We start from the raw sequence: 23,346 nt of genomic DNA, 5'->3' as shown, positions 1-23,346 counted from the left end.
TCGACGCGGCTAGACACTCAGGCCCATGAGCAACTTGCGGTTCGGCGGCGCACCACCGTGAGCACCCAGAACACATTCCGGGTGCAAAGAAGTTCTGCACAACTATTGTGCAGAGAGTCTGTGCATGGATATTGTGCACGCATGACCGCTTCCCACGACGACTTCCGCCTCACTCCCGAGGCCGTCAAGGTCCTCGCCCACCCGCTCCGCTCGCGCCTGCTCGGCACCCTGCGGCGCGGCGGCCCGGCGACGGCGACGACACTCGCGACGGCGCTGAGCACCAACTCCGGCGCCACCAGCTATCACCTGCGCAAGCTCGAGTCCGTTGGCCTGGTCGCGGACACGGGTGAGGGTGCGGGCAAGCAGCGCCTCTGGCGTGCCGCCACGAGCTCCCACAGCTGGGAGCGCACGGAGCTCGCCCAGGACGAGGACGCAGCCACCGCGCTCGGCTGGCTGGAACGCGACTACCTGCGCCTGTTCACCAACGACTTCGGCCACTGGCTGGACGTCGCCGAGGCGTGGCCCGGCGAGTGGCAGGACGCGGCAGGCCAGGGGGACACGTGGGTCACCGTGAACCCGGAACAGCTCAAGAGGCTGCGCCGCGAGCTGGACGAGGTCATCGAGCGCTATCGCTCCGCCGAACCCGCCCCCGGCGCACGCCGGGTGACCTTCTGGCAGGCGGCCTTCCCCCTGGATCCGGACGAGCTGCCCGACGGCGCGGGGGACGCCACCGGGACCGACGAGACGGAGTCGTCATGACGCCGCTGACACCGGCGCGGGCCCGGCAGGTCTTCCTGCTGCTGACCCTGACCCGGTGGTTCCCCATCGGGCTGATCGTCACGGTGACCACCCTGCTGCCCCTCGAACGCGGCCTTTCCGTACCCGAGGCGCTCATGGCACTGTCCCTCACCGGGTTCACGGTGTTCGTGCTGGAGCTGCCGACCAGCGGTCTCGCCGACTCCCTCGGCCGCCGTCCGATGCTCATCGCGGCGGCGGTGCTGCAGGTGGTGTCGGCCGTCCTGTTCCTCACCGCGGAGACGTTCTGGGCGTTCGCGCTGGCCGCGGCGGCCACCGGCGTCTTCCGGGCGCTCGACTCCGGTCCGATGGAGGCGTGGTTCGTCGACACGGTGCACGCCACCGAGCCGGGGGCCGACGTCGACCGGTCGCTGGCCGCGCACAGCACCGTGCTGGGTGCCTCGATCGCCGCCGGCGCCCTCCTCTCGGGCGTGCTCGTCTGGTGGCACCCGTTCGAAGCGTGGTCAGCGCTGGCCTTCCCCTATGCGGTGTACGCGGTGCTCTCGGCGGTTCATCTGGTCGCCGTCACGATCCTGGTCCGCGAGGCGCCCCGCACCGTCACGCCGTCGGGCGGCCGGAGCACCGGGGTGGCCGGCCGGGTGCTGGAGTCCGCGCGCCAGGCGCCCGGCGTGATCCGCGACGGCCTGCGGCTGGCACGCGACAACCGGGTACTGCGCTGGCTGCTACTGGTCGAGGTGTTCTGGAGCGTCGGGATGGTGGTGTACGAGACGTTCCAGCCCATCCGCCTGGCCGAGCTGCTCGGCGGAACGGCCGCCGGTGCCGCGGTGGCAGGCCCCGCCGCGGCGGCCGGGTGGGCCGTTTTCGCCGGCGGGGCGGCGCTCAGCGGGCTGGCCACGCCCCGCATCGGGGTCGTACGGACGGCGATCATCGCGCGGGTTCTCAACGGGCTCGGGGCAGTCTGGATGGGACTGGCGCTCGGCCCGGTCGGTCTGGTCGCGGCCTACCTCGTGACCTACGGGCTGCACGGCGCCAACGGGCCCGCCTACCAGGCGCTGCTGCACCGCGAGGCGGAGTCCCGGAACCGTTCGACGGTGCTCTCGATGGCCTCGATGGTGTCGTTCGCCGCCTTCTCTCTGGGCGCCCCCGCGCTCGGCTGGGCAGCGGGAGCCCTGTCCATCCAGGCCGCCATGGTGATCGGCGGCGTGTTCAGCACCCTGGGCGCGGTCTGCTTCCTCCCCGCGCTGCGCCGCGAACGGACGCTCGCCGCCGCTGCGCGCTCCGGCGCCGGGGCGCCCGGCACCGCGCCGTCCGGTGCCACGCCACCCGCTGTCGCCCCCCGGTAGGCGCCCGGTTACCTATATCGTCAGCCGACGGCAGCACACACGGTGAGCCGGCCAGGCACGCATGACGCACGGGAGCGACATGGACGACAGCGGGAACGACTGGACAGACGACGTGCTGGGCGAGGGTTTCGAGGCGCGCACGCTACGGCTGCCGGGTGGCGCCGAGGCGACGCTGGTCCGCTACACGCCCGAGGACGGGCCAGGCGTCGGGCGACCGCCCGTGCTGTACGTGCACGGGTACACCGACTACTTCTTCCAGCGCAATCTCGCGGAGGCGGTCGCCGGGCGGGGCTACCCGTTCTACGCGATCGACCTGCGCGCCCACGGGCGCTCCATGGACGCGTGGACGACGGCGGGCGGTGCCCCCAACATGGTGAACGACCTGCGGCTCTACGAGCAGGACCTGGACGCGGCGGCGGACGTCATCGCCGCCGACGGGCACGCCGGGCTGGTGCTCCTGGGGCACTCGACGGGCGGGCTGATCATCTCGCTGTACGCGGACGTGCGCCCCGACCGGGTGACCGCCCTCGTGCTGAACAGCCCGTGGTTCGACCTGCGGGGAACCTGGTCGGACCGGACGCTGCTCACCCAGGCCGTGTACGTGCTCGGGCGGATCGCGCCCCGGACCGTCGTGAACAAGAAGCCGAGCGAGGACTACGGCCGGGCCCTGCACCAGGCCACGAACGGCGAGTGGGACTACGACCTGCGCTGGAAGCCGCACGGCGGGTTCCCCGCCCACGCGGGCTGGAGCGCCGCGATCCGGCGCGGTCACCGCCAGGTCGGCCGGGGGCTCGCGGTGCGCTGCCCGGTGCTCGTGTGCACCAGCGACAAGACCGGGCCCGACGGCGGGGAGGCCGCCGTCATGCTCAGCACCGACGCGGTCCTCGACGTCGCACACATGCACGCTCGCGCGCCGAAGCTGGGCGGCACGGTCGAGGTGGCCGTCATCGAGGGCGGCGCCCACGACCTGGCCCTGTCCCCGAAGCCGGCCCGGGAGAAGTACCTGGCCACCGTCCTGGACTGGCTCGACGCGACGGTCTGAGTGTGTGTGGTGGTCTGAGGCCGTGGTGGGATGACCGCCTGCCGACGTCAGCGCAGGTCGCGCAGATACGCCGCGGTACCTCCGGAGGCCGCAGTCCTGCGCTCGTCGAGCGTCGCGATGATGAGCAGCACGACGGCGGCGGGGACGAGGGTGAGGATCCACGGCAGCGGTGAGACGCCGACACCCAGCTTCGCGAACACGATGACCACCTCGACGGCCAGGGTCCACACGCCGAGCCAGAACGGTGCCGACAGGCGCAGCCGCGACCCGACGAGGACCGACGCCAGGGCGGCCAGCACCACCCAGGACGCCCGGATCGTCAGCGGGTCGGTGGCGGTGGACAGCACGGACGGGCCGACGAGGGCCGCGATGCCGAGGCCGATCGTGCGCCAGGAACCGCCGAAACCGAGTGGCCAGGTCATGAGGCCGGCAGACACGTCCTTCGGTTCGCCCGCAGCCACCCAGTGACGCAGCGCTGTCGCACCCGACCAGATCAGGCCGGCGCCCAGCATCACCGAGAACGCCTCGACGCGCAGCTCGCGCGGCGCCCAGGCGGCGATCGCGACGGCAGCGGCGCACAGCCAGACCAGCCACGGTGGTGCGCCGACTCCCGGTCGGCCCGCCCGCCGCGTGACCAGCACGAGCACCGCGAGCAGCCCGAGCTCCACCACCAGCAGCGACACGATCGATCCCCATACCGGGCGGGTGTTCACCACCGCGCCGAGCGTCCCGAGCACCAGGCCCGGCGCCATGCCCCAGCGGTCGAGCCACGACGTCGTCCGGCCGTGTGCCGACCGGCGGGCCAGGACGGCCGCCGCGACCAGGAGCGCGCCCGACAGGAGCGCCCATCCGAGACCGGCGGCGAACACCCAGCCCGCCCCGACCGGCGTGCCGAACGGGGAACCGTCGTACCAGGTCAGCGGGGGCAGACCGGGCAGCGGTCCCCCGGCGGACCCGATCCAGTACACCGGCTCACCCGCGACATGGAGCGACTCGACCGCTCCGCTCAGCGCGGCGAGGCCGCCCACGGCCACCAGTCCGCGCCGCACCGGACGTGTCCACGAGTCGCGCAGGAAGGCGAGTCGTTCGCGTACAGGCCGCAGGTCCAGGGCGTACGCCGTCGCCAGGGCGATCACCGCGCCGCCCACCAGGGCGAACGGACGCCAGTCGGCAGGCTCGGTACGGGTCAGGTGCACGATGAGGCTCGGCACCACGGCGAGCCCCGCGCCGACGGCGGCGAGCCGCCAGGCGTGCGTGGCGGCAGTGACCGGCGCCGTGCCGGGCTCGGAACGTCCGGTCCGCCAGGCGACGAGTGCGCCGACCACCACGGCACCCAGTGCCGGCGGGAGGGTGTAGGCCTCGACCAGCCGCACCTCGCCGCCGGCCAGCGCCGTCCAGAGCGCGGCGAGCCCCAGTGCACCGGCCAGCGGCCAGACGTGCCGCCGCCCTGGCTCGCGGGCCACTAGCACGGCGCCCGCCATGAGCAGCAGCAGCACGGCGACGGCGACGTCCGGCCCGGCCGCCGGCCGCGCATAGGCGAGGAAGATCGTGATGGCGCCGGTGAGGAGTACCGACCGCTCCAGGCTCCGGCGTACGGCAGCCGCGAGCAGCGGTCCGCCGTCTGGCACCCGGGTGGCTATCCGTTCCGCGATACGAGCCGCCCCGCCCGCTACCGCCGACACGAACAGCGCGACGGCAGGCAGGACGTACGGGGATCCGGAGACCTCGAGGATCATGGCCCCGGCGCTGGTGACCATGACGGACGCCGTGGGAAGCAGCAGGAAGGCGGCTCCGGCCCGGAGGACGTGTGCCAGTCCCGCACGGGCGGTGAGCAGCAGCACGAGCTCGAGCGCCAGCATCGCCGCCGCGGCGCCGGCCGACCACCAGGTGCGTTCGAGCACCACCGTGACGACGCCCGCCGCGAACGGCCCGGCGGTGACGCCGAGCACCACGTACCACTCGTTGCGCGAGGTGCGTCCGCCGAGGGTCACCGCGATGGTCACCAGCGAGGCGATCGCCGAGACCGTGCAGATCGCCGCCACGGTGGACAGGTCGAGCCAGCTCAGCACGACGCCGAGCACGGCGAGCGGGTACGCGTATCCGGCACCGACCAGCCACGGGTGCGTCGTCGGCCGCAGCACGGCGCGCAGGGAGAGCAGCAGCGCGCAGACGACGAGCGCGCCGACGGCCGCCGTCGGGCGCGACGCCCAGGAGAAGGCGAGCAGCATGCCCGTCGCGACGAACGCGCCGGTGAGTGCGGTGGCTCGGGCTGGACGCAGGTCGGCGCCGGTGACGCCGGTCCCGCCGATCGAACGCAGCCGTCCCGACGCGCGGACCAGCGCCCGGACCGCCCCCTGCACGGTGACGACGGCCGGGCGCAGCGTGCGCCAGGCCACCGACCGGTCGGCCGTCGCCGCGACGAGCGCGAACGCGAGCACCGCCACGGCGGCGAGCGAGAAGGCGATGGCGAGCCGGGGATCGAGTGCGAGGCCGAACGCGGCCAGCAGCACGGCCACGGGAGCGACCACCGCCTCGAACCGCCGCCCACGCCGCGCGAGCCTGGCAGCCAGCAGCGTGACGACCGCGAGCGCAACGGTCCCCAGGTGGGCCGACGGGAGGTTCAGGCTCACGAGGGTCTCGACGCCTCTGCCTGTCAGGTTCGCCGGTGCCGGAGGGATCAGCGCGCCGGTGGGCAGCGACCAGCTGGTGCCCCGCACCGACCAGGCCGCTACCCACGCGTCCGTCACGCGTACCAGGACCAGCCCCACGGCCGGAACCGCAGCGGCTGCCGTGCCGATCCAGCCGCTCAGCAGCAGGTCGTCCCGGGTGGCCGGGGCCAGCGCCCCGCGGACGGAGCCGAGGCCCACCGCCCTCAGCAGACGCGGTGCGGTCAGGAGCGCGAGCGCCGTCCACACGCAGGCCGCCCCGAACGGGACCCAGCCCGCTCCGGACCACTGGCCGACCCAGCCCAGCAGGCCACCCGCGGCGACCGCGAGCGCACCGCCGAAGACCGTCCAGTGCCGGTGGTGGGTGACGCGCCGCATGATCACGACGGTCACCGCCGTCAGGGCGACGAGCAGCGCGGTGCCGCCGAGGCCCGGCAGCGCCTCCGGCTGGTCGACGGCGAACGACAGGAGGACGGCGAACGGCACCGCCACGAGCGCGACGACGTCGAGCACGGCGATCTCGGCCCGCAGCGGGGACCCGAGGCGCGGCCCGGACACGCGGCGGGCGGCACGCCCGAGGAGCGTGGTGAGTGCGGCGGCGAGGAAGGCCACCGCGGGCAGCCACGAGCCGTCGGCCGGGTCGACGGCGCCGAGCAGCAGCAGCGAGACGACCGGCGCCGCCAGGACCCCGACGGACGTCCATGCCCGGACCCGGAGCGCATGGCCGAGCACCGCTCCGGTGAGGACCACGGCGGACCACAGGGCTGTCGTGGTCTCCAGACCGGTCAGGGGTGCGACGGGCACCGTGAGGGCCGCCAGGAGGGAGACGACGAGGGCGGCCGGCAGCCCGGTGGCCCGCACTACCCGCAGCACCCGCGCCTCCGCGACGAACAGCGATCCGCCAGGGGCGTCGAGGCGCCGGGCGAGCGCCGGAAGCAACCGGATCGCCGCCCACGCGACCACGGCGACGAGCACCAGGGCAAGCACCCACCACCACGCGGACCAGACCGACCAGACAGAGCCGGGCAGGCTCAGCGCCACGAGCACGGGCACCACCGGAGCGGCGAGGATCGCCGTCGACAGCCAGGACCGGACGCGGAGCCGGTAGCCCAGCACGACCGCGAGCAGCACCACACCGGACCACAGCACGGCGGTCCCGCCCAGCCTCGTCAGGGACGGCAGGGCCTCCACGGCGAAGGACGCCGCCAGCGCGAGCGGGAAGGCCGCCGCTCGCATGACTCGTAGCGTCGTCGTCTCGATGGGGAACGCCGTGCCGTGCCGCTCCGAGAGCGTCGGCAGCGCCCGGCCGGCCGCCCAGCCGACGAGCCCGGCCAGCACCAGGGCGAGCACCCACCACCACGTCGACCACACGGAGGCGGGCACGCCCAGCGCGATCAGCACCGGCACGAACGGCGCGGTGACCAGTGCGGTCGTCGTCCAGGAACGGACGCGCAGCCAGTACCCGAGCACCGCGGAGAGGACGACCACGGCGGACCACAGGACCGCCGTCGCGCCTGAACCTGTCAACGGCGGCAACGCCTCGGCCCCGCCCGAGGCGAGCAGAGCGAGCGGCAGCCCGGCACCCCGGAGGATGCGCAGCACGCCCTCCTCGAGCTCGAACGTCACGGCACCGCCGAGCCGCCGTCGGAACTTCCGGAGCTGGCGCATCGCCGCCCAGGCGAGCACCGCGACGAGGACGAACGCGAGCACCCACCACCACACGGACGCCTCGGGACCGGGGAAGGCGAGCAGGACCAGCACAGGTACGAGCGGTGCTGACACCAGACCTACCGAGGCCCAGGAGCGCACCCGCAGCCACGCCCCGAGCACCACGGCGAACAGCACGACGCCGGACCACAGGATCGCCGTCGTACCGGTCGGGGCATCCGGCGTCACCACCTGGGCACCGAGCGCGGCCAGCAGGGCGAGCGGCGGACCGGCAGCCCGGACGACCCGCAGCACCCACGTCTCGGCGACCAGCCGGGTGCCGGACCGCTCGCCGGCCTGGGGCGCCACGCGCATCGCCGCCCACGCCACGACGCCGACCAGCAGCAGCGCGAGCGCCCACCACCACATCGACCACGGGGAGAACGGCAGTCCTGCGGCGACCAGTACCGGAACGACCGGAGCCGAGACCAGTCCCGCCGAGACCCACGAACGCACCCGCAGCCAGGCGCCGAGCGCGACGAAGCCCGGGGCCAGCACCGCGAGCACCGCGGCCCGGGCCAGCGCCGGATCGACCTGGCCGAGCAGGCCCGCCTGCATGCCCAGCTCGACGTCCACCCATGCGAGCACCACCGCGAGCGCGGCCACCGCCTCGCTGGTCGTGCGCAGCCCGGCCCGGCGCAGCAGGGCCCCGACCGTGACGGCAGTGGCCGTGACGATCCCCGTGACGACCGCCCGCAGCAGCAGGTTGTCACCGAACGTGAAGAACACGAAGACGACCGCGGAGACCGCGAGCAGTGCCGCTCCCGCGCCCGCGAGGATCGGCTGCAGCGAGATGCCCGGCCCGGACGGACGCGGCGCCGGAGGCGCGACCTCAGCCTGGCGCACCGATGGAGCGGACGGCACCGGCGGTGCGGACCGGACCGGCCGGGCGGGCGGCTGGGCGGGCGCCGGCGCGCGGGGTGGCGGCGGCACGGGCGATGGTGGTGCGAACGCCGACGGTCCGGTCGATACCGACGGCGCGGGGGCCGGCGCGGGGCGCGGCACGGTGCCGGCGGCGGGCGCCGGACGCGCCGCGCCGTCCACGGCCCGTGTGCCTGAACCGACCGCGCCGCTCGTCATGGTGCCCTGTGCCCGCCGCATCGCGTCGAGCGCCGCCTCCCGGTCCCGGAGGCTGTCCGCCGCGGCGACGGACAGCCGCCACACCTCCTGTGCCTCCCTGCCCGAGACGTTCAGCCCGCAGGCAGCACAGACGACGGACGCGAGGTGTTCCCCGCAGGCGGGACACCGCGTGGTGTCGGTGAGGCGGGCGACGACGTCGCCGGCCCAGTTCGGAGGCATGCCGGACATCCTGTCGGAGTTGTCCGCGAGCGCGCCATCTATCCACAGGGTGAGTCGACCTATCCACAGGTGAGCCGACCGGGGCGATCGTCACGTGCGGTCGGCGCGCGCACCGCCGTGTCCGAAACCCGCTAGCCGGAAGGTCCGGACGCGGCGCAGGATGGTGGCCATGACCGACGTCGACCTCCGCGATCCAGCGTTCACCGAGCGCTACCGCGCCATCGCCGCGCGTGACTCCCGCTTCGACGGGCAGTTCTACACGGCGGTCCGCACCACGGGCATCTACTGCCGGCCGTCCTGCCCCGCACGTACGCCGAAGGCGGAGAACGTCGCGTTCTACCTGACGTCGGCCGCCGCGCACGAGGCCGGGTTCCGCGCCTGCAAGCGCTGCCTCCCCGAGGCCGCGCCCGGCACACCCGCGTGGGACCTGCGCAGGGACCTCACGGGTCGCGCCATGCGCCTCGTGGCCGACGGTGTGGTGGACCGCGAGGGAGTCTCTGGACTCGCGACGCGGCTGGGGTATTCCGAGCGGCAGCTGCACCGCCTCCTGGTCGGTGAGCTGGGGGCGGGGCCGCTGGCGCTGGCCCGGGCCCAGCGCGCGCAGACCGCGCGTGCGCTCCTTGTCGGCACCTCCCTGCGGCTCGCCGACGTCGCCTTCGCGGCCGGCTTCGGCTCGATCCGGCAGTTCAACGACACGGTCGCCGAGGTCTTCGGCGCGACGCCGTCCGAGGTGCGCGCACGGGCCCGGCGCTCAGGGCGCGGCGCGGCGGGCACCGGCGCTCGCCCACGTCCGGGTAGCGCTGTCCTTCGGGTCGACGCCGAGGTCGGCAGTTCGCACCGAGGTCGGTCCAGGCCTGTGCCGACCTCGGTGCACAGTGCCGACCTCGCGGATCCAGCCCAGGAGACCCTCGACGAGCCCGTCCGGATCTCGCTCACCCTGCCCGTCCGCGAACCGTTCGACGCGCAGGGGGTGCTGGATTTTCTCGCCGTCCGCTCGGTCGAGGGCGTGGAGACGGCGGACGTGAGCACCCTGCGGTACGCCCGGACCTTTGCCCTGCCGCACGGCCCCGGTGCGTTCGAGGTGCGCGTGCCGCGCCCGGGCAGCGGCCGGGTCGACCTGGACCTCGAGCTCGCCGACCTGGCCGACGCACCGGTCGCCGTCGCGCGCGTGCGGCGCCTGCTGGACCTCGATGCCGACCCGGTCGCCGTCGACCTGGCCCTCGCCTCCGAACCGGTGCTCGCGCCGTCGGTCGCCGCGGTGCCGGGCATCCGGGTACCCGGGACCCTCGACCCGGCCGAGCTGCTGGTCCGCGCCATAGTGGGCCAGCAGATCAGCGTCGCCGCGGCCCGCACGCACCTGTCCCGCCTCGCGCGAGGCGTCGGCACGCCCTACGGCTCCGCGTTCGAGGGCCTCACCCGCCTCTTCCCCAGCCCCGCCCAGGTGGCGGACGGCGCCCCCGCGCACCTCCGCCTGCCCGCCCGGACCCTGGCGACGGTGGTCGGCGCCGGCCGCGACCTCGCGGACGGCACCCTCGCCCTCAGCGTCGGCGACGACCCCGAGGACCTGCGCCGCCGACTGGTCGCCCGACCCGGCATCGGCCCCTGGACGGCCGGCTACGTGGCCCTGCGGGTGCTCGGCGACCCGGACGTCCTCATGGACGGCGACGTCGCACTGCTCGCCGGGGCGCGCAACCTCGGCCTGGTCTCCGCGGAGGCACCCCGACCCCACCAGTTCAAGGAGCTCGCCCGACGCGGCGCCGCGTGGGCGCCCTGGCGCTCGTACGCCGCCATGCACCTCTGGCGCTCCGCCTGACATGTCAGTTCTCGGAAGGAACACCATGTACGCAACCACTCTCACCACCCCGGACGGCCCGTTCAGCATCCTCGCCGGGGCGGCGACCGACCCGCCCGGCCCCGCGGGCGGCCCCGCTCAGGAGGCGGTGCTCGCGGGCGGCTGGACCGACGACGTCGACTCGCTGCTCGCCCTCGTCCACCCCACCCTGCGGCTGGACACGAGTCCGGGGCGGTTCACCCGGCCTTCGGCGCCGGACGGTGTGCTCGCCGAGGCGGCGGACGCCGTCCGTGCCTACTACGACGGCGACCACGGGGCACCCGGCCGCGTGCCCGTACGGCAGGCGAGCGGCCCGTTCCGGACGCACGCGTGGGACGTGCTGCGCGAGGTGAAGGCGGGTGAACGCCTGACCTACTCCGAGTACGCGGCGCGGGCGGGTCGGCCCGCCGCCGTGCGGGCGGCCGCCGGGGCCTGCGCGATGAACGCGGCGGCCCTCTTCGTGCCGTGCCACCGCATCCTGCGCACCGACGGCACCCTCGGCGGCTTCCGCTACGGCCTGCCGATCAAGGAGAGCCTGCTGGCGCGCGAGTCCGGTTCCGCGAAGTAGAGGATCCGCTGGTCGAGCTTGTCGAGACCATGGTCTCGACAAGCTCGACCAGCGGATCGGGTCGACCAGCGGATCGCTCAGATCAGCCCTTGACCGAGCCCGCCAGCATGCCCCGAACGAAGTAACGCTGCAGCGAGAGGAAAACGATCAGCGGGACGACGATCGCGATGAACGCACCAGCCGACAGCACATGCCAGTCGCCACCGCGCGAGCCCGCCATCTCGGCGATGCGCACCGTCAGGGGGAAGGTGTCGGGACCACCCATCACGAGGGCGACGAGCAGGTCGTTCCACACCCACAAGAACTGGAAGATGCCGAAGGCCGCGATCGCCGGGGTGAGCAACGGCAGCATCACCTTGAAGAAGATCTGCACATGGCCGGCACCGTCCACACGAGCCGCCTCGACGAGCGACGCCGGGACGTCCCGCATGAAGTTGTGCAGCAGGAAGATCGCCAGCGGCAGCGCGAACATCGAGTGGGACAGCCAGATGGGCCAGAATGTGCCGTTGATCCCGCCGCGGACATAGGCGGACAGCAGCGGGATCAGCGTGATCTGGATGGGCACGATCTGCAGCGCGAACACCGCGACGAACAGGACGTCCCGGCCCTTGAAGTCGATCCACGCGAATGCGTACGCCGCGAGCAGCGCGATGGTGATCGGGATGAACACCGCGGGCAGCGTGATCACGAACGAGTTCACGAAGAATTCGATCAGGTTGGTCGAGCTGCCGAACAACGCAGTCTCGTAGTTGCGCATCGAGAACACGCCCTCGCCCGAGAGCGCGTCACCGAAGACCGTCCACCAGCCGCTGGTCCGGATATCGAGCTCCGGCCGGAACGAGGTGACCAGCAGCCCCAGAGTCGGCACGGTCCAGATAATCGCGATGATGAGGGCGATCGCGCTCGCCCACGGCGAGGTGAGCGACTTCTTCGCCTTACGCGCCCGCTCGCTGACGCCCGACGGCGGAGGGGTTACCTTCGGTGTAACGGCCGGCTGGGTGGTACTCATCGGACCTCCTCGGCCAGGCGCATCTGGCGCACGTTGTAGATGATCACCGGGATGACGATGACAAAGAGCAGGACGGCGAGAGCCGCGCCCATGCCCGTATTGAGCTGCCGGAAGCTCTGCTCGTAGAACTCGTTGGCGACGACCGAGGTGCCGTACCGGCCGGCGGTCATGGTGCGGACGATGTCGAAGGCCTTGAGCGTGGTCATGGCGATCGTGGTCAGCACGACGACGAGCGCCGGGCGGATGCTCGGGATCGTGATGCGCCAGAACATGCCGAAACCTGACAGTCCGTCCAGGCGCGCCGCCTCGACGATGTCCGTGGGGATGGCACGGATGGACGCTGAGAGCAGCGTCATCGAGAAGCCGGTCTGGATCCAGATGAGCACGACCATGAGCAGGAGCGTGTTGCCCGGACGATCCAGCAGGAACTGCGTGGGCGTACCTCCGAGCCACACCACGAGCTGGTTGAGCAGGCCCGTCTGGTCCACGCCCTGTGGCCTGTACTCGTAGACGAACTTCCAGATGATGCTCGCGCCCACCATCGAGATGGCCATGGGCAGGAAGACGAGCGCCTTCGCGAACTTCTCGAACCGGCTGTGGTCCACCACCACCGCGTACACCAGACCGATGAACGTAGCCAGGAGCGGCGCTACCAGCACCCACAGGGCGGTGTTCCCCAGGACGAGCAGGAACGCCGGCTCTGTGAACGCACGAGCGTAGTTGTCGAGGCCGACGAACGCGGAACCGTTCTTGTTCTGGAACGAGTTCACGATGGTCCCGAAGGCGGGGTAGAGCAGGCCGGCCGCGAGAAGGACCAGCGCGGGCCCCACGAATCCGCCCGCCACGAACCACTTCGACGGATTCCGTCGCCGGTCCACCACGAGGAGGATGAGGGCCATCACCACGACGAAGAGCGCGATCGCGATGATCATCAGCAAAATTTTGTGTACCGGGTCGTCCCCGGCATGCAGCAGCCAGTCCATGGCTATCTCCTGTCGCTGTCCTGGTCCGGTCGTCCTTGACTGGTCCCACCCTCAGCCTAGGACGCGCGGAGGCGTGGGACTCACGTCCCACGCCTCCGCGCGTCATGTGCGAGAGGCAGGCGTCAGTTCGACGGCCAGGAGTTCTCGATGTTGTCCGTGACCTCCTGGCTGCTGCGGTCAGAGGCGAACCACTCGGTGATCTCGGCCCAGAACGAGCCGGCACCGACCTCGGACGGCATCAGGTCGGAGGCGTCGAACCGGGCCACCGTGGCCGGGTCGGCGAGGATCTCGGCCGAGAGCCGGTCGAAGTCCGTGGCGAGCAGTGCCTGGTCCAGGCCGTTGTTGGCGCTCACCCAGCCACCGGAGGGGGTGGCCGCCGCCTTGGCGTTGGCCCAGTCCGAGCTGGACAGGTAGGTCTGGAAAGCCTGCACCTCGGGGCGGTCGGTGAACGCACCGATGAACTCACCGGCCACCAGGGTCGGCCGCTCGTCAGTGGTCTCCGCCGGCAGGTAGAACGCGTAGACGTCGCCGTCGGGCGCCACCTCGGTGCCCTCGGGCCACTGCGTCTGGTAGAAGTTCGCCGCGCGGTGCATCCAGCAGGCGGGCTCGTCGCCCAGGATCTGGAAGCCGGCATCCGTCCAGGACGCGGATGCGATCGAGTCGACCTCGCCCAGGCCACCGTTCACGTAGTCCGGGTTCTTGAGGATCTCGCCGGCTGTGTCGAAGGCATCGACGATCTGCGGATCGTTGAACGGGATCTCGTGCGTGTACCACCGGTCGTAGACGTCGGGACCCGCGGTGCGGAGCACCACGTCCTCGATCCAGTCGGTGGCCGGCCACCCGGTGGCGTCACCAGACTCCACGCCCGCGCACCAGGGCTTCGCCGCACCCTCGGTGGTCCCGGCGATGGTGGCCGTGAGCTCCATCATTTCGTCCCAGGTCTCCGGGACCTCGTAGCCCGCCTCCTCGAACATGGACGGCGAGTACCACACGTAGGACTTCACGTTGGAGCCCAGCGGCGCGGCGTAGAACGTGTCGTCGACCGTGCCGTACTCCTTCCACTCCGGAGCCCAGCCCTCGTCGACGTTGGCCTCGACCTGCTCGGGGGCGGGCAGGACGGCGTCGTACTGGCGCACCAGCGTCTGCAGCAGACCCGGCTGCGGCAGGATCGCGATGTCCGGCGGGTTGCCGGCCTGGACGCGCACGGGAAGCTGCGCCTCCATCTCGCGCGATCCCTCGTAGTTGATCGTGACGCCCGTGCACTCCTCGAACGGCTCGTACGACGCCGTCTGGGTCTCCGCCTCGGGCTCGACGATCGTCGTGTAGACGCTGACCTCGGTGCCCTCGAGGTCACCGAACTCGTCGTAGGCGGCGCAGTCGATCTCGAAGGATTCCGCCTCGCCGCCTCCGCCACCATCACCGCCACCGTCGCCTGTATCGGCACAGGCCGACAGGACCAGGGCCAGGCTCGCGCCGGTCGCCGCAAGGGCAATCGCTCGGCGCTTGGAAGCCATCCGGATAGTCATCTCGTGCTCCTCCACTGCTTCGTGGGCTGAGAACCCTCTGACGTGCGGGTACGGCCCGGCAGACTGCCAGGTTGCCCTTCCTCCACGCAACCGTGGTTCACGATCCAATGCAAGCCCATACAGCACCGCCTTGCATTACGAAACCGTTGCAATCGCCCGATCAGCCCAAGGCGGGTGAAACCCGAGGTCGGCTCCGCGCAAGGCCGCGAGCCGCTCACCGGATCGACCGTTCCCGGTGGGACGTAGGCTTGTGCCGCCAGATCCCTGGTGCACCTACGGAAGGACGGACATGATCGAGCTGAGGACGCCGCGGGAGATCGAGGAGATGCGCCCGGCGGGACGTTTCGTCGCGGACGTGCTGCTCGCCGTCCGCGAGGCCGCGGGGGTGGGCGTGAACCTGCTCGAGCTGGACGAGATCGCGCACAAGATGATCCGCGACCAGGGCGCGGAGTCGTGCTACATCGACTACCACCCGTCCTTCGGCGCCATGCCGTTCGGCAAGACCATCTGCACCTCGGTGAACGACGCCGTGCTGCACGGCCTGCCCTTCGACTACCGGCTCCAGGACGGCGACCTGCTGTCCATCGACTTCGCCGCGTCCGTGAACGGCTGGGTGTCCGACTCCGCGCTGTCGATAGTGGTGGGCACGCCCGCCCCCGGCCGCGCCGAGGCCGACTCGAAGCTGATCCGCACCACCGAGGTCGCGCTGGAGGCGGGCATCGCCGCCGCGCAGCCGGGCAAGAAGATCGGTGACATCTCCGCCGCGATCGCCGAGGTGGCGCACGCCGCCGGGTACTCGATCAACACCGACTTCGGCGGGCACGGCGTGGGCCGCACCATGCACGGCGACCCGCACGTGCCGAACAACGGGCGGGCCGGGCGAGGGTTCCCGCTCAAGCCGGGTCTCGTCATCGCCGTCGAGCCGTGGTTCCTCGAGACGACCGACGAGATCTTCACCGACCCCGACGGCTGGACGCTGCGGTCGAAGGACGGGTCCCGCGGGGCCCACGCGGAGCACACGATCGCGATCACGGAGGACGGCCCGCTGATCCTCACGGCGCGCGACTGACGTCGCGTTCGCCGAAGTAGAGCGCTTGTCCGAGTCTCCCCGGTGACACGGGGGGCGGAGACTCGGACAGGCGCTCTACTTCGGCGAACGCGACGTCAGAGCAGGGTCTTGAGGGCCTGGATCACGCCGTTCTGGGAGATGTCGCCCACCGTCTCGTGGGCGATCGCCTTCACCGCTTCGGGCGCATGCCCCATCGCCACGGCGCGAGCGGCCCAGGTCAGCATCTCGATGTCGTTGATGCCGTCCCCGACGGCGAACGTGTTGTGCTGCGGGACGCCGAGCGTGGCGCGGATGTTCTCCAGCGACGTCGCCTTGCTCAGGTGCCGAGGGGTCACGTCGATCCAGTCCGGGCCGGCCTGGGTGGCGGTGACGCCGTGCCGGCGCAGCGGATCGAGCAGGTCCAGCACATCAGGACCGCGCAGGATCGCACGTGACGCGGGCAGCCCGCCCAGCTCGTCCACCGGTACCACTCGCTGCGCACCGTTGACCTCGTGCGGCTCGAAGGTCCGGTTCACGCGGTAGCCGACGCCGATCTCCTCGACGCCGATCTGCACGTCCGGGAACCGGCTCAGCGCCATCTGCGCCACCGGTCCGACGTCGAACGTGAGGACGTCCTCAAGCATGTAGCCGCCGGCACAGGTGCCGCACAGTCGTGCCGTGACGGCTCCGTTGGAGGCGACCACCCACCCGTCGGTGATCCCCAGCTGCTTGGCCACGGGCAGGATTCCCGTCAACGACCGACCCGACGCCAGGACCACGTGATGCTTCCGGCCACGCACGAGCTGCACGGCCAGAACCGTCGGTTCGGGCACCAGCTGCCCGGTGACCAACAGGGTCCCGTCGATGTCGAGAGCGACCAGGTGAGGCGCGTCGTTGCGCACTCGCATGGACACCGGCTGGTCGTCCAGGATCATCACGTACCCCCATGGCACCGTGAGCGCCGTCACTCTCGACGGATCGCGCCCAAATGTACAGGCTTTCGGACAGTGATCCATACCTTTGCACGGATACCTTTCACCCGTGGCACTAGCAGTTGGCTATTTTTACCATCAAAGTAGGGATCTGAGCACTTTCACAACACCGTCTTCTTCGATCGATGCCGTTACTTCATCCGCTGCGGCCCGGACCGCATCCGCCGCGTGGCCCATGGCCACGCCTCGAGCGGCCCAGCGCAGCATGTCGATGTCGTTGCTTCCGTCACCCACGGCGACGGTGTTCCCGGGCGCCACACCGAGCTCCTTGCGTACCTCCTCCAGGGCGGACGCCTTGGTCACGCCCTGAGGTGCGATGTCCATCCACGCGGACCAGCCGACGGCGTAGGTCACGTCGTCGAACCCGAGGCGCGCGGCGATCTCGTGGAACTCCGCGCTGGTCTCTCCGGGACTGCGCACGACCACCCGGGTGACGTGCCCGGCCCAGAGCTCCTCGAAGTCGACGACACGGTGCTCACCGTTGAGCTCCCCGTCGGGGAAGAGCTCGGTCATCCGGAAGCCCACGCCGACGTCCTCGACCGCGTAGCGCGCGTGCGGGAGCTCCTCCTTGAGCATGCGGAGCACCGGCTGCGGGTCGAACGTCTCCACCCGTTCCAGGGTGTAACCCATGTCGGCGGACGGGTCGAGACGCGCCGTCACCGCGCCGTTCGACGCGACGATCCAGGACTCCTCGATCTTCAGCTCCGCCGCGATGGGCGTCATCGCGATGAGCGACCGCCCCGAGGCGAGCACCACGTGGTGCCCCGCCGCACGCACGGCGGCGACGGCGTCCCGCGCGGCGTCGGACAGCACTTCGTCATAGGTGACGAGCGTGCCGTCGATATCGAGGGCTACGAGCTTTCGGTCGCTGTCGCGGGGCACACCCGCAGCCTACCGACCGGAACGTGAACACCAACCCCTTGGTTGTGGGCGTGACCGTTGCGCCTACGTGTCCGTTCTAGGCGGAACGGTCACGCCCACGACCAAAGGGGATCACTTGGTGGGTTCCAGGAGTTCCAGGCCGCCCAGGTACGGGCGCAGGGCCTCCGGCACGTAGACCGAGCCGTCCGCCTGCTGGTGGTTCTCCAGGATGGCGACTATCCAGCGCGTGGTGCCGAGCGTGCCGTTCAGCGTGGCCACGTTCCGGGTCGACCCGTCCTCGGTGCGCTCGCGCACGCTCAGGCGGCGGGCCTGGAACGTCGTGCAGTTGGACGTCGAGGTGAGCTCCAGCCAGCGCTCCTGGGTGGGCAGCCACGCCTCGCAGTCGAACTTCCGGGCCGCCGAGGAGCCGAGGTCGCCCGCCGCCGTGTCGATGACGCGGTAGGGCAGCTCGACCTTGGCCATCATGGCCTCTTCCCAGCCCAGCAGGCGCTGGTGCTCGGCCTCGGCGTCCTCGGGGGCGCAGTAGCTGAACATCTCGACCTTGTGGAACTGGTGCACGCGGATGATCCCGCGCGTGTCGCGGCCCGCCGAACCCGCCTCGCGCCGGTAGCAGGCGCTCCAGCCGGCGTACCGCATCGGCCCGTCCGACAGGTCGACTATCTCGTCGCTGTGGTAGCCGGCGAGGGCCACCTCCGAGGTGCCGACCAGGTACAGGTCGTCCTTCTCGAGGCGGTAGATCTCGTCGGCGTGCGCGCCCAGGAAGCCCGTGCCCTGCATGGTCTCGGGCTTGACGAGGGTCGGCGTGATCATGGGCGTGAAGCCCTCCTGCACCGCCTGGTCCATCGCCATGTTCAGCAGCGCCAGCTCCAGGCGCGCGCCGATGCCGGTGAGGAAGTAGAACCGCGCACCGGACACCTTGGCCCCGCGCTTGGTGTCGATCGCGCGCAGGCCCTCGCCCAGCTCCAGGTGGTCCTTGGGCTCGAAGCCCTCGGCCGCGAAGTCGCGACGCCGACCCACCTGCTTGAGCTCGACGAAGTCCTCCTCGCCGCCGGCCGGCGCACCCTCGATCACGTTGGCGATCGAGTACAGCACGCGGTCGAGCTCCTGCTCGGCCTCCGTGGCGGTCGCCTGGTGCTGCTTGACGTCCTGGGCAAGCTGCTTGGTGCGCGCCAGCAGGGCCTGCTTCTCGTCGCCCTGCGCCGTGGCCACCTGCTTGCCCAGGGACTTCTGCTCGGCGCGCAGGTTCTCGAACTCCGACAGGGACGAGCGGCGGCGCGCGTCGGCGTCGAGCGCCACGTCCACGAGGTCGGGGTCGTCGCCGCGGGCCACCTGGCTCGCGCGGACTACGTCAGGGTTGTCGCGCAGAAGTCGGAGATCGATCACAGGGTGAGCCTATCGGGGCTGTCCCGCCGATTTCGTCCGCAGCGCGACAAGCGTGAGCAGCGGCACGGCCGGGATGAGCGCGATCATCGCGATCCGCAGGCCGAAGTCGTTGACCAGGGAGCCCAGCACGGCCATCACCCACATCGCCACGAGCGCGGGCCGCAGGAACTCCCAGCGCTCCTGTGCACGCCCGAACCAGGCAGGAGTCAGCCGCTCGCGCCATGCCGCCGGGCCGTACAGGGCGAGCCCGACCAGCACGAGCACGAGCACCGTCACCCAGACGGCCGGCCCGCCGGTGATCGAGCTCAGCGCGTACAGGGCCTTGCGCAGCACCGTGGAGACCGCCTCGCCGTCGAGCACCTGGCCAACGAACCTGCCGAGGTGCGAACGGGACTCGGGCGGCCGCAGCCAGTCCAGCAGACCGACGAGCGCCACCACACCGACTCCCGCGGCGCCCACCCAGACGAATCGCCACAGGGTGAGGCGTAGCCCGGAGGCCGCGGTGCCGATCACCACGAACGCCGGGACGAGCACCAGCCCGCCGCCGAGGTCCGCGCCGAGCGTCGGCCACACGTCGACCGCCATCGCGATCACTCCCACGACGGTCACGGCCAGGGTGGCCAGGACTCGCCGCCCGCGGGTGACCAACAGCTGGGCCAGCGCCGCCGCCAGCACGATCGCCGCCACCGCGTACACGGAGAAGGTGGGGTTGCCGAAGCCGTAGAACCGCGCCCCGAACGTCGGGGCCGAGCCGAGCGGTGCCGCGCGGTTCAGCGGCGTGCCGAACAGCGCGTCCACGGTCAGCGCGACGAAGGTGATACCGGCGACCACCCCCGGAGCCGCCCACAGCGGCCGACGCGGGGCGAGCAGGCTGAGCCCGGCGACTGCCGCCGTCACGAGCGCGGTGGCGCCCAGCATCGCGAGCACCGGCAGGTCGAACCGCCACCAGCCCGTCAGCGAGACGAGGAACCCGCCTGCCGGAAGCGCGGCCAGCGCGGTCGCGGCGACCTCGGCCACCCGCTGCAACCCGCCCGGCGTCGCGCCGGACCCGCGCACCAGCCCCTGCGCCGCGCTCAAGGCGGCGCGCCGGCGCATGGCCCACCAGCACACCCCGGCAAGCGCGAGGCCCAGCCAGAACGGCACGTCCACGAACCAGATGTACGCGGCGCGGCGCACGTGGTCCCGTGCCGTCATGTCCGCCAGCTCGTCGGCGGTGAGCCAGGCCGAGGCGGGACGCTCGCCGCCACGCACCAGCGGGGTCGGGTCGACGTCGGCGGGCAGGTCCACGCCGACGGCCCCGAGCACTGCCGCCGGGACGTCCATCAGGCGCGCCACGCCCTCAGTCCGTGTGGCCGTACTGGCCAGATAGCGCGGGAGGCCCTCGTTCGACGCGGACGGGCGCATCATCGCCAGGCCGAGCTCCAGCGCGTGCTCCGGCACCGTCGCGACGTCGATCACCAGCACCGTCGTGTCCGCCGGAGCGGCGTCGAGGACGCGCCACACCGCGAGGTCGACGTCGGAGACGAGGCCGGCGCGGAGCGCCGCCACCTGCTCGCGGCCGTCCGGCTGCTGCTCCAGCTCCGCACGCTGCGCGACGTCGAGCAGCGCGGACCCGGCGTCCACGAAGGTGACCGGGCAGTCCCACGCACCGGACCCGTCGGCCACCGCCGTCTCGAGGTCGAAGTACCTGTCGACGGTGCCGTCCCGTTCGGCGAGCGCCACTGCCGCACCCGTGCCGACCGCCGTCGCGCACTCGCCCGCCAGGGCCTCGCCGAGCGTGCCGGGGTGCGCGGCGTAGCCGGACCCGCGCTGCAGCTCCAGGAACCGTTCCCACTGGTCGACGACGGCGGGGCTGTCACCCTGCGCCGGGGTCACCGAGACGTCGTCGCAGATCCAGTGGTTGTCGGCGCCGCGCTCGTCGGCCACCTCGGCGAGCCGGCCTGCCGACAGGCTGAGCCAGCCGCTGTCCGGGCAGCGTGCCGCGCGGCCGTTGGGCAGGGTGAGGCCCGCGGCGTCCGCGCCGTCGGTCAGGAGGCCGTACAGGGTGGGCGCGGGCGCCTGGCCGGTGTCCAGGGAGGGCTGGACGTCGGGCCAGCGCAGGCCCTGGGTGCCGATCACGACGACGCTGCCACCAGGCGGCACCACGGGCGCCGCGGTGCTGAGCGAGCCGGACTCCTCGCCCGCGGCGTCGGCGCCGGGCACCGGGAGCACCGCCGCGGCGAACAGCAGGCTGAGCAGGAGCGCGCCGGACAGGCCGAGGACCGCGGACGGCACGCGCCGCACTGGCTCGGTGTGCCTGCCGGAGGGCAGCCAGCCGCGCGCGTCGAGGAACCGGGTGAACAGGTCGGACCGGGCCGCGAGCAGCGCGACGAGGGCGAAAGGTACGAACAGGAACAGCCCGCGCAGGCGGTCGCCCAGGAACGGGGCGGCGTCGACCCCGACGGTCACGAGCGCGACCACGGTCACGATGCTCACCGCACGCCACGCCGGCCGGGACGACCGCCCGCCGGCGCGGCCACGGACGCCGTCGCCCAGCGCCGTTCCGGCACCCGGCCGGGTGCGACCGCGCACCGCGTAGGCCGCGAGGCCGGCGGCGAGCACGAGGCCGGCCGCCGCGTAGACGACGAACGCCATGTCGGAGAACCCGTAGAACCGGTCGGCGGTGGCGAGCGACGAGCCGAGCAGCGAACCCTGCAGCATCGTGAAGCCGGTGCTGCCGTCGACGGTGAGCACCAGCCAGGTGATCCCGGCCGCGGCGACCGCGTTACGCCACGGGGCAGGCGGGAGCAGGCGGGACACCCCGCGGACCGTGAGCGCCACGAGGACCGTCGCAGCGGTCAGCGAGAGGGCCAGGCCGAACTCGGGCGCGGGCCAGACCCACCAGCGGGTCAGGGTCGCGAGAGCGGCGGCGGCCGGGGCCGACACGGCGAGCAGCACGGCCCCGAGCGCGAGGCGTTGCCGGTAGGGACCGGGGTCGCGGCGCGGGCGCCCCGTCCGGCGGGGCAGCACCAGCACCAGCACGGCGATGAGCAGGAACAGGATGATCGCGCCCGCGAAGGCCGGCACCTGCGCCGGGATCGTGTCCGCGAGCACGTTGATGTACTGCCGGTTCTCGACCGTGCGGGCGACGGTGGTGCGGCGCGGCTCGCCCACGACGACGGGCATGCCGTCGATCTCCGGCTCCTCGACCACCGGTCCCGGAGCGGGCTCCGCCTCGGGGTCAGGGAGCGCGTCGCCGGCCTCGGCAGCGGTCGCCGTCAGGTCGGTGAGCTGGACGAACCCGGTGCTGCGCGAGGCGCCCGACGTCAGCCAGCGCACGCGCGGCACGTCGACCACCCAGTCGACGACGACCTGCAGCCCCTGCTGCGTGAGCGGCGTGTCGGCGATACCCGCCACGAGCACGCGCGTACCGGTCGGCAGGCCGGTCCGCAGCGTGCTGAGCGTCTTGTCCAGCGCGTCGAGCGCCGCCGCCCGCTCGGGGCCCTCGGGCAGGCTGCCCGCGTCGATGACGGTCACCGGGCACTCGGCGAGGACGTCGCTCCAGGCGGGGTTCCCGGTGCCCGCGGCACCCGGCTCCGCCGTGTCGGAGGCCGTATCGGAGGCGGGATCCGAGGTCGCGGCCAACAGCGCGGCCAGCGAGGGGACGTACCGGCTCACCCTCCCGTCCTCACGGGCGAGCATCACGGCGGCGCCCGGTCCGACCGCCGTCGAGCAGGCGTCCGCGTCGGCGAGCAGCTCGCCGAGGAGGCCGGGTGCCGGAGTCTCGGCGGTCTCGGCCGGCTCCTCCTCGCCGGTGCCCTCCTCCTGCTCGAGAAGCTGGTCCCAGCCGTCGACCGTCGCGGCGGTCGGCTCGGCGCCGCCTCCGCCGAGGGCCTGCGGTACTGGCGTGCACGACATCGCCCCGCGCGCCTCCGGCGTCCGGCCGTCCTCTGGCTCGCGGGTGGGTGCTTCCGCCCGTTCCGCGCTGCCCGCGGACACCGTGCGGCTGCCTGCGGAGAGGGTGAGCCACGCGTCCAGGGGGCACGTCGCGGGGTCCGCGGTGCGGACGTTGATCGAGGCGACCGAGCCGCCGCCGATCATGTGCCACAGGTTCGGTGTGGTGCTGCGGGACACGTCGGTCCAGCGCAGGCCGGCCACCCCGACCACGACCACCGGCGCGACGGGTTTCCGGGTGGCTGCGGCGGCGGACCCTGCGACGTCGGTCCCGGGCACGGCCGAAGCTGCGGCCGGGCTCAGCAGACCGAGCAGGACCGCCACGAGCATGACCAGGACTGCGGGCACGGCCAAGGCTCGCGTGGAACTGGGATTCAC

The 23,346-nt window shown here is 72.5% G+C and carries 14 protein-coding genes; 6 read left to right on the top strand and 8 right to left on the bottom strand.

All coding sequences use genetic code 11. The features are described 5' to 3' along the window. The first annotated feature begins 141 nt into the window (after positions 1–141). From ACQEVI_RS12720 to ACQEVI_RS12710, 3 genes are all read left to right on the top strand, one after another. The gene (locus tag ACQEVI_RS12720; RefSeq protein WP_432899102.1) at positions 142–759 is read left to right on the top strand and encodes a winged helix-turn-helix domain-containing protein; all 618 of its coding nucleotides are present in this window, start codon (positions 142–144) and stop codon (positions 757–759) included. Further along, the gene (locus ACQEVI_RS12715) at positions 756–2,099 is read left to right on the top strand and encodes an MFS transporter (protein WP_432899099.1); all 1,344 of its coding nucleotides are present in this window, start codon (positions 756–758) and stop codon (positions 2,097–2,099) included. Before ACQEVI_RS12720 ends, ACQEVI_RS12715 begins: the two co-directional genes overlap by 4 nt. 79 nt (positions 2,100–2,178) lie before the next feature. Beyond that, on the top strand, positions 2,179–3,141 hold the full coding sequence (locus tag ACQEVI_RS12710) for an alpha/beta hydrolase (RefSeq protein WP_432899096.1): 963 nt from the start codon (positions 2,179–2,181) through the stop codon (positions 3,139–3,141). 47 nt (positions 3,142–3,188) lie between these two features. Here the strand turns inward: ACQEVI_RS12710 and ACQEVI_RS12705 are convergent, their stop codons facing one another. Beyond that, positions 3,189–8,813: an SCO7613 C-terminal domain-containing membrane protein gene (locus ACQEVI_RS12705; RefSeq protein WP_432899093.1), complete on the bottom strand. Its 5,625-nt coding sequence runs from the start codon at positions 8,811–8,813 to the stop codon at positions 3,189–3,191. Between the two features lie 169 nt (positions 8,814–8,982). On the opposite strand from ACQEVI_RS12705, the gene ACQEVI_RS12700 reads away from it, so the two are divergent. Both ACQEVI_RS12700 and ACQEVI_RS12695 read left to right on the top strand, forming a co-directional pair. Then, positions 8,983–10,626: an AlkA N-terminal domain-containing protein gene (locus ACQEVI_RS12700; protein ID WP_432899090.1), complete on the top strand. Its 1,644-nt coding sequence runs from the start codon at positions 8,983–8,985 to the stop codon at positions 10,624–10,626. A gap of 25 nt (positions 10,627–10,651) precedes the next feature. Beyond that, on the top strand, positions 10,652–11,212 hold the full coding sequence (locus tag ACQEVI_RS12695) for a methylated-DNA--[protein]-cysteine S-methyltransferase (protein WP_432899087.1): 561 nt from the start codon (positions 10,652–10,654) through the stop codon (positions 11,210–11,212). A gap of 82 nt (positions 11,213–11,294) precedes the next feature. Here the strand turns inward: ACQEVI_RS12695 and ACQEVI_RS12690 are convergent, their stop codons facing one another. The 3 genes from ACQEVI_RS12690 to ACQEVI_RS12680 form a co-directional block, all read right to left on the bottom strand. Next, complete coding sequence (locus tag ACQEVI_RS12690; RefSeq protein WP_432899085.1) at positions 11,295–12,221, bottom strand: carbohydrate ABC transporter permease; 927 nt, start codon at positions 12,219–12,221, stop codon at positions 11,295–11,297. Beyond that, a complete protein-coding gene (locus tag ACQEVI_RS12685) occupies positions 12,218–13,204 on the bottom strand; it encodes a carbohydrate ABC transporter permease (protein ID WP_432899082.1) in 987 nt (328 codons plus the stop codon). The genes ACQEVI_RS12690 and ACQEVI_RS12685 overlap by 4 nt, the downstream gene beginning before the upstream one ends. Positions 13,205–13,326: 122 nt before the next feature. Further along, on the bottom strand, positions 13,327–14,730 hold the full coding sequence (locus ACQEVI_RS12680) for an ABC transporter substrate-binding protein (protein WP_432899079.1): 1,404 nt from the start codon (positions 14,728–14,730) through the stop codon (positions 13,327–13,329). Positions 14,731–15,019: 289 nt separating this feature from the next. On the opposite strand from ACQEVI_RS12680, the gene map reads away from it, so the two are divergent. After that, positions 15,020–15,799: a type I methionyl aminopeptidase gene (map, locus tag ACQEVI_RS12675; RefSeq protein WP_432899076.1), complete on the top strand. Its 780-nt coding sequence runs from the start codon at positions 15,020–15,022 to the stop codon at positions 15,797–15,799. Between the two features lie 95 nt (positions 15,800–15,894). On the opposite strand, the gene ACQEVI_RS12670 is transcribed toward map, so the two are convergent. The 4 genes from ACQEVI_RS12670 to ACQEVI_RS12655 all read right to left on the bottom strand — a co-directional run bounded on the left by ACQEVI_RS12670 (position 15,895) and on the right by ACQEVI_RS12655 (position 23,346). Next, positions 15,895–16,746: an HAD family hydrolase gene (locus ACQEVI_RS12670; protein WP_432899051.1), complete on the bottom strand. Its 852-nt coding sequence runs from the start codon at positions 16,744–16,746 to the stop codon at positions 15,895–15,897. A 102-nt stretch (positions 16,747–16,848) separates the two neighbouring features. Continuing rightward, the gene (locus tag ACQEVI_RS12665; RefSeq protein ID WP_432899048.1) at positions 16,849–17,652 is read right to left on the bottom strand and encodes an HAD family hydrolase; all 804 of its coding nucleotides are present in this window, start codon (positions 17,650–17,652) and stop codon (positions 16,849–16,851) included. Between the two features lie 111 nt (positions 17,653–17,763). Next, positions 17,764–19,035: a serine--tRNA ligase gene (gene serS, locus ACQEVI_RS12660; RefSeq protein WP_432899047.1), complete on the bottom strand. Its 1,272-nt coding sequence runs from the start codon at positions 19,033–19,035 to the stop codon at positions 17,764–17,766. Between the two features lie 9 nt (positions 19,036–19,044). Next, a complete protein-coding gene (locus tag ACQEVI_RS12655; RefSeq protein WP_432899045.1) occupies positions 19,045–23,346 on the bottom strand; it encodes a hypothetical protein in 4,302 nt (1,433 codons plus the stop codon).

Source organism: Promicromonospora sp. CA-289599 (assembly GCF_050936155.1).
In the GTDB taxonomy this organism is placed as follows: Bacteria; Actinomycetota; Actinomycetes; order Actinomycetales; family Cellulomonadaceae; genus Promicromonospora.
This window is presented reverse-complemented; position numbering and strand designations above follow the sequence as displayed.

Bases quoted from the DNA above. Each gene is read 5' to 3' on its own strand.
- ACQEVI_RS12720 (WP_432899102.1), top strand. From the start codon at position 142: ATGACCGCTTCCCACGACGACTTCCGCCTCACTCCCGAGGCCGTCAAG.
- ACQEVI_RS12715 (WP_432899099.1), top strand. From the start codon at position 756: ATGACGCCGCTGACACCGGCGCGGGCCCGGCAGGTCTTCCTGCTGCTG.
- ACQEVI_RS12710 (WP_432899096.1), top strand. From the start codon at position 2,179: ATGGACGACAGCGGGAACGACTGGACAGACGACGTGCTGGGCGAGGGT.
- ACQEVI_RS12705 (WP_432899093.1), bottom strand. From the start codon at position 8,813: ATGCCTCCGAACTGGGCCGGCGACGTCGTCGCCCGCCTCACCGACACC.
- ACQEVI_RS12700 (WP_432899090.1), top strand. From the start codon at position 8,983: ATGACCGACGTCGACCTCCGCGATCCAGCGTTCACCGAGCGCTACCGC.
- ACQEVI_RS12695 (WP_432899087.1), top strand. From the start codon at position 10,652: ATGTACGCAACCACTCTCACCACCCCGGACGGCCCGTTCAGCATCCTC.
- ACQEVI_RS12690 (WP_432899085.1), bottom strand. From the start codon at position 12,221: ATGAGTACCACCCAGCCGGCCGTTACACCGAAGGTAACCCCTCCGCCG.
- ACQEVI_RS12685 (WP_432899082.1), bottom strand. From the start codon at position 13,204: ATGGACTGGCTGCTGCATGCCGGGGACGACCCGGTACACAAAATTTTG.
- ACQEVI_RS12680 (WP_432899079.1), bottom strand. From the start codon at position 14,730: ATGACTATCCGGATGGCTTCCAAGCGCCGAGCGATTGCCCTTGCGGCG.
- map (WP_432899076.1), top strand. From the start codon at position 15,020: ATGATCGAGCTGAGGACGCCGCGGGAGATCGAGGAGATGCGCCCGGCG.